At 35.2% G+C, this 14603-nt stretch carries 10 protein-coding genes and 1 riboswitch; of the genes, 6 read left to right on the top strand and 4 right to left on the bottom strand.

Annotated features, from left to right (window positions below; genetic code table 11):
• Positions 1-198: a hypothetical protein gene (locus tag E0H99_RS00775; RefSeq protein ID WP_131990354.1), complete on the bottom strand. Its 198-nt coding sequence runs from the start codon at positions 196-198 to the stop codon at positions 1-3.
• A gap of 119 nt (positions 199-317) precedes the next feature.
• The gene (locus tag E0H99_RS00770; RefSeq protein ID WP_131990353.1) at positions 318-896 is read right to left on the bottom strand and encodes a MarC family protein; all 579 of its coding nucleotides are present in this window, start codon (positions 894-896) and stop codon (positions 318-320) included.
• A 269-nt stretch (positions 897-1165) separates the two neighbouring features.
• On the opposite strand from E0H99_RS00770, the gene E0H99_RS00765 reads away from it, so the two are divergent.
• From E0H99_RS00765 to E0H99_RS00750, 4 genes are all read left to right on the top strand, one after another.
• A complete protein-coding gene (locus E0H99_RS00765; RefSeq protein WP_131990352.1) occupies positions 1166-1732 on the top strand; it encodes a DUF3109 family protein in 567 nt (188 codons plus the stop codon).
• Positions 1733-1994: 262 nt separating this feature from the next.
• Entirely contained in the window at positions 1995-2972 is a 978-nt protein-coding gene (locus E0H99_RS00760) for a ribonucleotide-diphosphate reductase subunit beta (protein ID WP_131990351.1), read from the top strand.
• A 177-nt stretch (positions 2973-3149) separates the two neighbouring features.
• Positions 3150-5564 (top strand): ribonucleoside-diphosphate reductase subunit alpha, encoded by a 2415-nt coding sequence (locus tag E0H99_RS00755; RefSeq protein WP_131990350.1) that lies wholly within the window; start codon positions 3150-3152, stop codon positions 5562-5564.
• 371 nt (positions 5565-5935) lie between these two features.
• Positions 5936-6427 (top strand): RDD family protein, encoded by a 492-nt coding sequence (locus E0H99_RS00750; RefSeq protein WP_131990349.1) that lies wholly within the window; start codon positions 5936-5938, stop codon positions 6425-6427.
• Positions 6428-6493: 66 nt separating this feature from the next.
• Here E0H99_RS00750 and metE read toward each other — a convergent pair whose 3' ends face one another.
• On the bottom strand, positions 6494-8818 hold the full coding sequence (gene metE, locus E0H99_RS00745) for a 5-methyltetrahydropteroyltriglutamate--homocysteine S-methyltransferase (RefSeq protein WP_131990348.1): 2325 nt from the start codon (positions 8816-8818) through the stop codon (positions 6494-6496).
• 187 nt (positions 8819-9005) lie between these two features.
• Positions 9006-9200: riboswitch (cobalamin riboswitch) on the bottom strand.
• A 210-nt stretch (positions 9201-9410) separates the two neighbouring features.
• On the opposite strand from metE, the gene dgt reads away from it, so the two are divergent.
• Together dgt and E0H99_RS00735 are read left to right on the top strand one after the other, a co-directional pair.
• On the top strand, positions 9411-10754 hold the full coding sequence (dgt, locus tag E0H99_RS00740; protein ID WP_131990347.1) for a dGTP triphosphohydrolase: 1344 nt from the start codon (positions 9411-9413) through the stop codon (positions 10752-10754).
• A 92-nt stretch (positions 10755-10846) separates the two neighbouring features.
• Positions 10847-13510, top strand: a complete 2664-nt coding sequence (locus E0H99_RS00735) for a T9SS-dependent M36 family metallopeptidase (protein WP_131990346.1) — start codon at positions 10847-10849, stop codon at positions 13508-13510.
• Positions 13511-13557: 47 nt separating this feature from the next.
• Here the strand turns inward: E0H99_RS00735 and E0H99_RS00730 are convergent, their stop codons facing one another.
• Positions 13558-14592: a DUF3078 domain-containing protein gene (locus tag E0H99_RS00730; protein ID WP_131990345.1), complete on the bottom strand. Its 1035-nt coding sequence runs from the start codon at positions 14590-14592 to the stop codon at positions 13558-13560.
• Positions 14593-14603: the final 11 nt, after the last annotated feature.

The following is a 14603-nucleotide window of genomic DNA, read 5'->3' as shown; positions in this document are numbered from 1 at the left end:
TTACTCATTTGATTTTTCTTCAATCTTTTTAGCCATTTTAAAAATCAAAAGAATTAAAACGGCACAAAAAGAAGCAGCAATTCCAATAAAAGCAACTACGCTATCTCCTTGAAATGGATTTCTAAAATCCAACAAAGTAACATTAAATATGATTAGCGCTATTGCTAAAAACACCAATATGTTAGTAAAAATTTTCATAATACGTTTTTGTTTTTGATATAAAAGAAACAGATTTTTTATTTTAGAAACACATGTCAGTTCAAAAATCAGATTATCTTTTTAAATTATCTTAGGGGGTAAATTTATGAAAATTTATTTTAGACAAACAAACCTTTAACATTCGCAGCGAATAATTTAACAGCAATGGCAAGAAGTACTACGCCAAAAGTCTTTCTAATGACGCCAAGCCCATTTTCTCCTAGTATTTTTTCGATTTTAGAGGATGATTTCAAAACGATATATACCAAAATAATATTCAATAGTATTGCGATAACAATATTTATAGTAGAAAACTGCGAGCGTAAAGAGAGTAAAGTAGTCATTGTTCCGGCTCCGGCTATCAAGGGAAACGCCAAAGGTACAATAGATGCAGAACTCGCTTCTTCATCTCGATAAATGCGAATGCCTAAAATCATCTCTAATGCCAGAAAGAATAATACGAATGAACCAGCAACGGCAAAAGAATTGACATCAATCCCTATTAAATTCAATAATTCTTCTCCCACGAAAAGGAAAACAATCATAATTATACCGGCTACCATTGAAGCTTTTTCGGATTCTATGTGCCCATGTTTTGATCTTAAATCAACAATAATAGGAATGGTTCCCACGATATCAATTACAGCAAAAAGTACCATTCCAACCGTAATTATTTCTCTAAAATCGATTTCAAACATATTTTTTTTGTTTGCAAAGTTAAACTTTTCGGTAGATTTTTGATTAAAATTAAATTTTATTACAACAATTCTGATTCATTTTTTATAGACTGATTTTCAATTGATTTGTTGTTTGTTATGATTGTATGTTTCTTACTGTTAGTTTGTTAGTTGGTTTTAAAAGTCAATTATTCCATTGGTTTTTAAAAAAGTTAAAGTTAGTTTTTATCTAAAAAATTACAATTTACTTTAACTACCTTTGCGCTTTATAATCTCAGTACCCCAAAATAATGTTTCAATTAGGAAAAACGATCGTCTCAGAAGACATACTCGAAAAAGATTTTGTTTGCAATTTGTCAGCCTGTAAAGGAGCATGTTGTGTTGATGGCGACGCGGGAGCTCCATTGAGCGTTGAGGAAACTAAGATATTAGAGGAAATTTATCCTAAAGTAAAACCATTTTTACGCAAACAAGGAATTGCCGCTATCGAAGCGCAAGGAACTTGGACAAAAGGAACTGATGGTGATCTTGAAACACCACTGATTGACAATAAAGATTGTGCTTATGTAATTTTTGATGGTAAAACGGCTTTGTGCGGGATCGAGCAAGCGTATAATCAAGGGATAATTGACTGGAAAAAACCTGTTTCTTGTCATTTGTATCCTATTCGTGTTAAAGATTTCACCGAGTTTGCTGCCGTTAATTATGATAAATGGGACATTTGTGATCCGGCCTGTTCTTTAGGTCAGGAACTAGAAGTGCCAGTGTATAAATTTGTCAAAGAAGCTTTAGTTAGAAAGTTTGGAGAGGATTGGTATGCGGAGCTAGAAATAGTCGCGCAAGAACTCAAAAAATAAATCTAAAATAAATTCAAATTTCCTTGTTTACTGTTTTTAAAATCCTATATTTTACGGTACTTCATCTCTTTTTTTAAATTTTAAAATGCTGATTTATAGATATCTAAAATCTATATTAAAAATGTATCGATTTTTTCCGTTTGTTAAAAACTAGGGCCGATTGTGAATAAGTTTGACTTTTAATTTCGGCAATATTTCACAATCTTTGTAATCCACAGAAAGCATAAAATTTCGTTAAAATCTCAAAAAATAAACAATTATAATGGCGCAAGTTGAACCAATTTTACAAGAAAATAAAAATCGTTTCGTAATTTTCCCTATCAAACACCATGATATTTGGGAATTTTATAAAAGTATGGAAGCCAGTTTCTGGACTGCTGAAGAAATCGATTTGTCACAAGATTTAAACGACTGGAATAATAAACTTTCTGATGAGGAACGGTATTTTGTAAAACACATTCTTGCTTTTTTTGCTGCTTCTGACGGAATCGTAAATGAAAATCTTGCTGAAAATTTTGTGAACGAAGTGCAGTATGCTGAAGCAAAATTCTTTTACGGTTTTCAAATCATGATGGAAAACATTCACAGCGAAACATATTCGTTGTTGATTGATACCTATGTGAAAGATGAAGTGGAGAAAGATGAATTGTTCAACGCTTTAGAAGTTTTTCCTGCGATTAAGAAAAAAGCGGACTGGGCTTTGAAATGGATCGAATCCGATTCGTTTGCGGAACGTTTGATTGCTTTTGCAGCTGTGGAAGGAATCTTCTTTTCGGGAGCGTTTTGTTCTATTTATTGGTTGAAAAAACGCGGATTGATGCCGGGATTGACATTTTCTAACGAATTGATTTCTCGCGACGAAGGGGTGCACTGTGATTTTGCGGTGCATTTACACAACCACCACTTGGTGAATAAAGTTCCAAAAGAAAGAATCAGAGGTATTATTGTTGATGCTTTAAATATAGAGAGAGAATTTATCACGGAGTCACTTCCTGTGAGTTTGATAGGGATGAATGCGGTATTAATGACACAGTATTTAGAATTTGTTGCCGACAGATTATTAGTAGAATTGGGTTGCGACAGAGAATACAATACCTCAAATCCGTTTGATTTCATGGATATGATTTCGCTTCAGGGGAAAACAAACTTCTTTGAAAAGAAAGTTGCCGAATATCAAAAAGCAGGTGTTATGAACACGGATGAAGATGCTCAAAAAATATCTTTTGACGCAGATTTTTAGAAAGTAGTTATCGCATCAGCGGGTGTTTTAGCCCCGATGGAAGGGAATATCCTTTTTGTTTTTTTTCTTTAAAAAAACAAAAAGATTGGAATGACAGCGGGATTAGCTTCCCAAAAAAATGAAACAAATACTCAAAAACGGGAAAGGGATTTTCTGTTTTTTAAAACAATTAAGCGTATGTATGTAGTTAAAAGAGATGGGCACAAAGAGCCGGTAATGTTCGACAAAATCACAGATAGAATTAAAAAACTATGTTATGGTTTGAATGATTTGGTTGATGCTGTGAAAGTGGCCATGCGCGTAATTGAAGGACTTTATGATGGTGTATCCACATCGGAATTGGATAATCTTGCTGCCGAAACTGCCGCGTCAATGACTATTGCGCATCCGGATTATGCCCAGCTAGCCGCCCGTATTGCAATCTCAAATTTACATTCGAATACAAAAAAATCATTCTCGGAAACGATGAGTGATATGTTCAATTATGTAAACCCAAGAAACGGTCAATATGCTCCGTTACTTTCTGAGGAAGTACATAAAGTAATTATGGATAATGCGGAGTTTTTAGACTCGCATATTATATACAATAGAGATTTCAACTACGATTATTTTGGTTTTAAAACCTTGGAAAGATCGTATTTGCTAAAAATAAACGGTAAAATCGTGGAGCGTCCGCAACACATGTTGATGCGTGTGTCTGTTGGAATTCACTTAGACGATTTGAAATCGGTAATAGAAACTTACGACTTAATGTCGAAAAAATTCTTTACGCATGCAACTCCAACATTGTTCAACGCCGGAACGCCAAAACCTCAAATGTCTTCTTGTTTCCTTTTGGCCATGCAAGACGACAGCATTGACGGGATTTATGATACGTTGAAACAAACGGCTAAAATCTCGCAATCAGCAGGTGGAATTGGACTTTCTATTCACAATGTAAGAGCGACGGGTTCTTATATTCGTGGTACAAACGGAACGTCAAACGGGATTGTTCCAATGTTGAGAGTATTTAATGATACTGCACGTTATGTAGATCAAGGTGGAGGAAAACGTAAAGGAAGCTTTGCTATTTATATCGAAACTTGGCATGCGGATATCTTTGATTTTCTGGATTTGAAAAAGAATACCGGAAAAGAAGAAATGCGTGCAAGAGATTTATTTTTTGCCATGTGGACTTCGGATTTGTTTATGAAAAGAGTACAGGAAGACAGTTATTGGACGTTGATGTGTCCTAACGAATGTCCAGGATTGTATGATGTGTATGGCGAAGAATTTGAAGCGATGTACATTGATTACGAGAAACGCGGAAAAGGTAGAAAAACCATCAAAGCACATGAATTGTGGGAGAAAATTCTGGAATCGCAAATCGAGACCGGAACGCCTTACATGTTGTATAAAGACGCAGCCAACAGAAAATCAAACCAGAAAAATCTAGGTACCATTCGTTCTTCGAATTTGTGTACGGAGATTATGGAATTTACTTCTAAAGATGAAATTGCGGTTTGTAACCTGGCTTCTCTTTCGTTACCAATGTTTGTGGAAAACAAGAAATTCAATCATGACTTGTTATACACCGTTACCAAACGGGTGACGAGAAACTTGAATAAAGTTATTGACAGAAATTATTATCCTGTAAAAGAAGGAGAAAATTCTAATAAACGCCACAGACCAATTGGTCTTGGAGTACAAGGATTGGCTGATGCTTTCATTATGTTGCGTTTGCCTTTTACGAGCGACGAAGCTAAAAAACTAAACCAAGAAATTTTTGAGACTTTATATTTTGCAGCCGTAACCGCATCGATGGAAATGGCCAAAGAAGAAGGTCCTTATTCTAGTTTTGAAGGTTCACCAATATCTCAAGGAGAATTCCAGTACAATTTGTGGGGAATGAAAGATGAGGAATTATCGGGTCGTTGGGACTGGGCTTCCTTGCGAAAAGAAGTAATGGAACACGGGGTTAGAAACTCATTGTTAGTTGCACCAATGCCAACTGCTTCGACTTCTCAAATTTTGGGTAACAACGAAGCATTCGAACCCTATACTTCTAATATTTACACGAGAAGAGTACTTTCGGGAGAATTTATTGTGGTGAACAAACACTTGTTGCACGATTTAGTGGAACGTGGTTTGTGGAACGAAACATTGAAACAAGAATTAATGCGAAATAACGGTTCGGTTCAAGACCTGAATATTCCGCAAGACTTGAAAGAATTGTACAAAACAGTTTGGGAAATGTCCATGAAAGACATTATCGATATGTCTCGTCAGCGTGGTTATTTTGTCGATCAATCACAATCATTGAACTTATTCATGCAAAATGCCAATTATTCTAAATTGACATCGATGCATTTCTACGCTTGGCAATCCGGATTGAAGACAGGAATGTATTATTTAAGAACAAAAGCTGCGGTGGATGCGATTAAATTTACATTGAACAATGATAAAAAAGCAGAACCAATTGAAGTGAAAGAACAGCCAATCGCTGTTCCTGTAGTAGCAGAACAAGTAGAGATGACTGCCGAAGAATACAGAGCAATGATTGAATTGTCTAAAAATGCAGGACCGGACGAATGTGAAATGTGTGGATCCTAAGGATTTCAGAATGATGATTAATGATTTTTGATTTTTGATCGAAAATCAGTATAAATAAACCTTTTGCTATTTTGGCGAAGGAGAAATTTCAAGCAGTTATTGTAATGATAGCTGCTTTTTTTTTGAGCTATTTACTTCGTCAGTTCGCTTCGCTCGTGTCCCGATTTTTGTTACAATCTTTTTATTTTTAAAGAAAAATAAAAAGGATTTCCACTTCAAACGAAGTTCACTGAACTCCAATTAAAATTAAAGTTAAGTGAAGTAATCGCGGCTAAAACACCAAGATTTAATATTCAAATTTGTAAACAATTCACTATATTTGAGATTGTTATTAGCCTTAAAGCATTTTATAATAATCAAAAATATTAAAAATGGAAAATAAAAAATTTACTGTTACAGATGATTTATTAGCTTCCAAAAGCCAGCGTTTCCTGAATTTCCTTATCGACGTATTGATAGTTTATATCATCGGAATCACTATCGGCACTACCATAACTATAATTGGAGACTTGACTAATAGTTATGCCGCTTCGAATTGGGTTAAAGCATTGAGCCACATTGAAAATTTATTTTTCGGACTCATTGTCCTGTTTTTTTACTACGGACTTACTGAAATGTATTTCTCCAGAACCTTTGCTAAATATTTTACAAAAACACTAGTTGTCAAACATGACGGTTCAAAACCCAATATGAAAAGCATTATTATACGAACAGTATCGAGATTGATTCCTTTGGAGCCTTTTTCTTTTTTAACTGGTGCACGCGGATGGCATGATACATTATCCGTTACGTATGTGGTGAAAAAGCATGAGTTTATAGCAAAAAAGAAATTGCTTGACCCATCCGATGAAATTGTAGTTTAATACTAGTTTCACTTAAAAAAGAAACCTAGTAGATTTAAAAATCTACTAGGTTTTTTATTTTAACTATTAAACGGTTACAATATTTTCCACAGCAATTCTCATCTCTTGAGCAGCGGCTACCATTTCGATTAAAGCCTTTTTAGTTTCGTCCCAATGGCGGGTTTTTAAACCACAATCCGGATTTACCCAAAGTTGGCCTACAGGAATAACTGCCGAAGCTTTTTCTAATAATTTCACCATTTCGGTACTGGAAGGCACACGAGGTGAGTGAATATCATAGACTCCTGGGCCTATTTCGTTTGGATAATTGAAATCGGCGAAAGCATCCAGTAATTCCATTTGCGAACGCGAACATTCTATGGTGATTACGTCGGCATCCATATCAGCAATATTCTGGATGATATCGTTGAATTCACTGTAGCACATGTGGGTATGAATCTGGGTGTCATCTTTTACGCCACTTGCCGAAATTCTGAAGGCTTTTACCGCCCAATCCAAATAGGTTGCCCATTCTTCTTTTCGCAGAGGCAATCCTTCTCGAATGGCGGGTTCGTCAATTTGAATGATTTTAATTCCTGCATTTTCTAAATCGACTACTTCGTCTCTGATCGCCAATGCAATTTGGGTGCAGGTTTCTGAGCGTGGCTGATCGTTACGAACAAACGACCATTGTAAAATAGTTACGGGACCGGTTAACATTCCTTTTACCCATTTTGGTGTTAATGCTTGTGCAAAAGCAGACCATTTTACCGTCATCGGATTCGGGCGGGAAACATCACCATAAATAACGGGAGGTTTCACACAACGGCTACCGTAACTTTGTACCCAACCGTTTTTGGTAAACGTAAATCCATCTAATTGTTCACCAAAATATTCCACCATGTCATTGCGTTCAAATTCTCCGTGAACCAAAACGTCAATGCCGGTTTCTTCTTGAAAGCGGATGGTTTCTTCGGTTTCTTTTTGAAGTAAATCATCGTATTGTTGTTGGCTTAATTCTCCTTTTTTAAATTTGGCTCTCCAGCTTCGTACTTCCGTTGTTTGCGGGAAAGAACCAATAGTTGTAGTCGGGAATAATGGAAGATTTAATACATCTATTTGCTTTTTTCTTCTAATGGCAAATGGATTTTCTCTTTGGTCATCACCAGTTGTAATGCTGGCAACACGATTTTTTACCGCATCATTATGGATTAAAGTGGATGTTTTTCTGTTTTCATTGGCAACAGTATTTTCTTGAAAACGAATCGAATTAGTGGTGTCTATTTCATTCGAAGCAAAATATTTAAGCAGTACTATTTCTTCTGTTTTTTGTTTGGCGAAAGCCAACCATTGCTTGACTTCAGGAGTTAGCGTTGCGTTATTCGTTTCTAATTCCAAATCACACGGCGAGTGGATAAGAGAGCACGATGGCGCAATTAGGATTCTGTTTTCGCCAAGCGCATCAGTCGCTTTCTTGATAATAGCCAAGGAATTTTTGAAGTCATTTTTCCAAATATTTCTGCCATCCACAACACCAAGTGAAAGATTTACATTACTTGATAATTGTCCGGATTCCAGTATGTCATCCAATTGGGAATGACAACGAACCAAATCTAAATGCAAAGTATGGACGGGCAAAGCAAGAACGGTGTCAAGATTTTCTCCAGAACAATCAAAATAGTTGGCAAGAATTAGTTTGATTTTAGGGAAGCGTTTGTTGATTTCGGTATATGTATAAGTGATGGCGCTTCTTTCTCTATCCGTTAGATTCAAAGCCAAAAATGGTTCGTCAAATTGAATCCATTCTACATTTTCATTATCCAGTTTTTGAAGGATTTCAAAATATACCGGAAGCAATTTATCGATAAGGTCTATTCTATGGAAACCTGCTTCTTTTTCTTTTCCAAGAAGCAAGTAGGAAACAGGTCCTATAAGTACAGGCTTTGTAGCGATTCCTAAAGCATTGGCTTCTTTGAACTCATCGATTATTTTTTCAGAGAATAATTTGAATTCTTGGTCTTTGGTAAATTCCGGTACGATGTAATGGTAGTTGGTGTCAAACCATTTTGTCATTTCCATAGCAACTACATCTTGTCCTTCTTTTTGCGAGCCTCTGGCCATAGCAAAATATAAATCGATGGTAGAGTTTGTTTTAGCTAATTCTTGATAACGTTTTGGAATAACTCCTAATGTAAGTGATAAATCCAGGACTTGGTCGTAAAACGAAAAGTCATTGGAAGGGATTAAATCGATTCCGGTTTCGGCTTGTAACTGCCAGTTTTGCTTGCGGATAGAGGCACCTACAGTTAAAAGTTCGTCTGCGGAAATTTTTCCTGCCCAGTACGATTCACAGGCTTTTTTTAATTCTCTGTTGCTACCAATTCGCGGGTAGCCAAGATTGTTTGTTAGCATTTTTTTTGCTTTTTAAATGATGAATAAATCAGTTAAAAGCTCTTGATGCATTTCAAATGCTCGTTAGAAATAAATAGTAGAAAGGGGAAATGCGTTACGAAAGAGAGCCGCACAACAAGGCATAAATAGTTACGCTTATTGTGTTCAGAACGCACCATACCTGACTATTGCTTCAAATCGCGAAAGCATTGTCAATTCGATAAAAGGCAGGTCTCCTGACTTGTAACATTTTTATCATCCTTCCCATTCGTCATAGACTAACAGTGGATCTTATTTCAGATAAAAACTTTTTGTGTTACTTACAGTTGCGCGACAGTTCGTGATTTACACACGATTCCCTATTAATTTACAGTTAAGTAAAACCCTTATCGGTTGATGAAGAAATAAATTAAGAACTTAAATTCGGTACAAAAGTAGCACTAATCATTTAAAGTTTTTTCTATAGGTTTATAAATTTGTTATTTTTAGGATATTGTATTAATAGGAGCTGAAACTTTAAGTTTTTCATATAAATTAAGTAATACCTGACTTTATTTCTCTTGATAATGTGTCTATTTCTTCTATCTTTGGAAAGAAATTTTAAAAAGAAATCATGAACTGGGAACAACTTTTATCACTAAGACGACAAGGCGACAAAGGCAAAAGATTGCGTGTAGAACAAGACGATACCCGTTTGGGTTTTGAGGTTGATTACGACCGTATTATCTTCTCGGCCGCTTTTAGAAGTTTGCAGGATAAGACACAAGTTATTCCATTGTCAAAAACTGATTTTGTGCACACCAGATTGACACATAGTTTAGAAGTTTCGGTTGTTGGGCGTTCTTTAGGACGATTGGTTGGTAAAAAAATAATAGAAAAATATCCGCATCTGAAAGAAATTCATGGGTATCATATGAATGATTTTGGAGCTATAGTTGCCGCGGCGTCTTTGGCGCATGATATTGGGAATCCACCTTTTGGACATTCCGGTGAAAAAGCGATTGGAGAATATTTTTCGATTGGAAAAGGACAGCAATATAAAGATCAACTTTCGAAAAAAGAGTGGCAGGATTTAATTGATTTTGAAGGAAATGCAAATGGATTTTCAGTACTGACGGCAAGTCGTCCCGGAATTGAAGGCGGACTCCGAATTTCGTATGCGACTCTTGGTGCTTTTATGAAATACCCAAAAGAAAGTTTGCCAAAAAAACCAACCAAAGATATTGCCGATAAAAAATACGGCTTCTTTCAAACCGATAAAGCCTTTTTTCAAGATGTGGCTTCTGATATGGGTTTGATTCCAAATAAATCAGGAAACGATATTGGTTTTGAAAGGCACCCTTTGGCTTATTTAGTTGAAGCTGCTGATGATATTTGTTACACCATTATTGATTTTGAAGATGGAATAAACTTAGGTTTAGTTTCCGAAGATTTTGCGTTGGAATATTTGATAAAATTGGTAAAAGACAGCATTGATACGTCTAAATATAAGACTTTAGAAACCAAAGAAGATAGAATTAGTTATTTGCGCGCTTTGGCAATTGGTAGCTTAATTAATGATGCTGTAAAAGTTTTTGTCGAAAATGAAGCATTAATTCTGGAAGGCAAATTTCCTTTTGCCATCATGGATAAAAGTAAGTATAAAGCTCAAATGGATGATATAATAAAGATTAGTGTCAATAACATTTATCAAAGCCGAGAAGTCATCGAGAAAGAAATCGTTGGCTATCAAATTATTCAAACTTTGCTGGATAAATTCATAACCGCTTTCAATAATAAATTCAATGGAAATGCTTCTAATTACGATGCGTTAATTCTTAAAATGTTGCCGGAAAAGCATCATTTGGAAAAAGAGAATCTATATGGGAGATTACTCCATATTTGTCATTTTATTTCTTTACTGACGGATGGAAATGCCTTGCTGTATTATAAAACAATCACTGCGGCAAAAAGTTAGAAACTAAGCATGATTGAATTAAATTGTGATATTAAATAAAAAGAATTAAATTTATCCTTTTAACTAGGTATTTTACTAATTGATCAGTTTTTATGAAAAAAATATTACTTTCTATAATTGTTGCACTACCATTATTGAGTTTTTCTCAATCAAATAAAGAAATAATTCAAAATTATTTAAGCACGCCCCAGGCTAAGAGCAGTATCTCAAATCGTAATTTCAACGATTGGATTATTCAAAGCGAGGGTGGATCCACCAGTTCTGGAATAGAAAACTGTTACGTGATACAACGCTATCAGGGAATTGAAATATTCAGAGCTGTTTCAAACTTTTCTGTAAAGAGTAGTAAAGTAATTGATGTTAAGAAAAGGATAGTTGAAGATGTTTCAAATAAAGTAAATACAAAAAAACCGTCTCTATCAGTTTCAGATGCTTTAGCTAAAGCGTATTTTCATTTAGGAATTAAGGCAAGTAACCCATTTACTATTTTAGAAAATTTAGAAGAAAATAAATTTAGACTGAGTAATGGTTTAGGAACAGAAGATCCTGTTGCTGCAAATTTAGTATACCATCAAGCAAAAGATAGTAAATTGATTTTGGCATGGGATTTTACAATTCATACCCGCACACATGAGCATATTTGGAGTGTAAGAATAGATGCGCTTAGTGGAAAAATGTTAGAGAAAAATGATTTTGTAATTTCTTGTAGTTTTGATAGAAATAAGGCTTACACTACCATAACTGATGATTCATCAACTGAATATTTAAGAAACACCTATAAACAAATTTATTCAGGATCTTCCTCTAAAGCAGCTGGAGGTTCTTATCGTGTAATTCCATCTAATTTTGAAAGCCCAAATCATAGCCCTTTTCAACTTGTTTCTAACCCTTCAGATAGTAAAGCGTCTCCTTTTGGATGGCATGATATTAACGGTGCAGATGGTGCAGAATATACCATAACTAGGGGTAACAATGTGTGGGCTAAAGATGATTTTGCTGGGGATAACTTAAATAATGGATCCAGTCCTGATGGTGGACAATCACTACTATTTGACTTTCCTTATAAAGGTACAAATGTTGATGCAACAACCTATATTGATGCGGCAAATACCAATTTATTTTATATGAATAATATAATGCATGATGTCTGGTATCAGTACGGTTTTAATGAAGCAAACGGTAATTTTCAAGACAACAATTATGAACGAGGCGGTAAAGCAGGGGATTATGTGAATGCTGAAGCACAAGATGGAGCATTAGCCGTACCAATGAGTTTGAATAATGCCAATTTTTCTACTCCAGTAGATGGTAATAGAGGAAAAATGCAAATGTTTCTATGGAATAGAGGACCTGTAATTAAGCCATTACTTATTACGTCACCCACAAGTCTTGCAGGAAGCTATGTGGCTAGGCAAAATTCTTTTAATCCTGGACGTGTTGCTTTACCGATAACCCCTGATTTTTTACAATCAGATTTGGTATTGTATCTTGATAGTTCCGGCAATACATCAGAGGCATGTGTAACTCCTTCTAATGGAGCCGCTATGAATGGAAAAATAGTAATTTTAAGAAGAGGGAACTGTAGTTTTGCAATCAAAGTAAAAGCAGCTCAAAATGCTGGAGCAATAGCTGTTATTGTTGTCAATAACGTAGATGGAGACCTATCTATGTCCGGTGCAGATGCAACAATTGTAATACCTGCGATCAGTATCAGCAGTTCAATTGGAGAGAATATTTTGAATCAAATGAAGACTCAGGTTGTAAATGTAAAAATACAAACAGAATCTTCCCCATTTATAAATGCCGACGGGGATTTTGACAACGGTATTATTGCGCATGAGTATGGCCATGGAATTTCAATTCGTTTAGCTGGGGGACCTAATAATTCTAGTTGTTTGAATAATACAGATCAGATGGGAGAAGGATGGTCTGATTGGTTTGCATTAATGATGCAAATAAAACCAGGTGATTTCAGTGGAGCCAGGAGAGGAATTGGAACCTTTGTGTCATCGGAACTTACAGATGGAAAAGGGATCAGAGATTATCCGTATTCAACCGATAGAGCTGTTAATCCTATGACTTATCAATTTACTAATAACTATCAATTTTTAGATAGCGAAAATGTTGAACAAACTTCTGTCCATGGTGTAGGATCGGTTTGGGCAACAATGTTATGGGATTTATCATGGGCTTACATCAATAAGTATGGATTTGATAACAATAAATACTCCGGGGTGGGAGGGAATAATAAATTAATGCAAATTGTATTGGATGGGATTAAGTTACAACCTTGCAGTCCTTCTTTTATAGATGCAAGAGATGCGATTATAGCAGCGGATCAGGCAATTACCGGCGGCAAGGATTATTGCATGATTTGGGAAGTGTTTGCTTCCAGAGGTTTAGGTGTCAATGCATCAGCGGGAGATCGAAATAAAGGAAATGATCAAGTTGAAGATTATACTAGGCCGGCTTTTGGGGCTAATTGTTCTTTAGCTGTTACTGATTTTGATAATGCCAATGTAATGAGAGTTTTTCCAAATCCATCTATGGGAGATATTACGGTGCGAATTAATAACTTTATAGGAAATGTAGATGTTAAAGTGGTGGATAGTAATGGAAGACTCGTTTATAAAGCTTTTAAACAGGAGTTTAATAATGAAAAGACTTTTAATTTAAATCAACTTACTCCGGGGATTTATATTCTAGAAATTGAAGGAGAAGAACTGAGTTATAAAGAAAAAATTATTATCAATTAATAAAGTATATCCTAAAAAAATCCTGAAAAATTATTTCAGGATTTTTTTTAGAAAACATATTCGAGTCCAACACCAATTGCTTGTCTTATTTGTGTTTTTGGGCCTTCAGTTACTTGTATTCCGGCAATTTCTCTTTTTGATTTGATGTCGTCATCATAAATAACATGTGCTCCAATATTAGCTTTAACGTATTGATTCACCACAAGCTCCACTTGGAAGTCGCAATCTACATCTACATTCCCAAAACGATTTATATAATCAGAATATAAACTTAGACGATTTTCTAAATTGACATTTTTGAAAATTTCTTTTTTGTATTTATTGGTTATTAAAAAGCCAAGCTCCATTTTTGATTTTTCTCCTTCGGTGAGTAGATTTCCATCCAAGTCGTAGGTAGCTTTAGCAACACCAAAAGCACCTTGATTCGCCAGCCTTTGGTCTAAAACCAGAGTTGTTTTTAATGTAAATGGAGAAATGTAAAGTGTTCGTTTCTTTTCTTTATCGATATTTTCAGCGCCTACACCCATAAAAATATAAGCGGGAGCAAAAGGTTTGGAAATTGCTTTTTCAGTATTTGGATACGCATAACCATTAGCAAATTGCGTATTAAAATTAAATTTAGCGGAATGAAACCAGTTAGAAAGAGGGTTTATTCTATAGCCAAATGTAGAGTTAAATTGTATGGCATCTTCTGTTTTTCGTATATCAATGCCATCTTGTTTGTTTAAACCGTATTTAACGATCAACTCATTTGACCAGTTGTAATTACTTCCGGTATAATTTCTATGAAATTTTCCTTTAAATAATCCTGAAATCGAACTTGTTCCTCCTGCACTCCAGTTAACAAAGGCAACTTCAGAGATGTCAAAGCCTAAACTGTTTTTTTTACTCCAATAGGATAATGGAAGGTAGTGCGTTTTAGTTTGTATTTTTAATGCTACTGCCACCGGTTTATTTGTTATTGATAGCGTTGTTACAGGTTTAATTGTATCAGATAGCGGTGTGATTCTTACTTCTTGAGAAAAACAATTGAAAGATATTGTAAATGTAAGTAAAAGGAATGTGTAGGTTAATAATTTCATTTTTGACTAGT

Origin of the sequence: Flavobacterium sp. GT3P67, from assembly GCF_004349155.1 — a bacterium.
Classification (GTDB): domain Bacteria; phylum Bacteroidota; class Bacteroidia; order Flavobacteriales; family Flavobacteriaceae; genus Flavobacterium; species Flavobacterium ranwuense.
The sequence above is the reverse complement of the archived record's forward strand: the minus strand, read 5'-3'. Positions and strand labels throughout refer to the sequence as shown.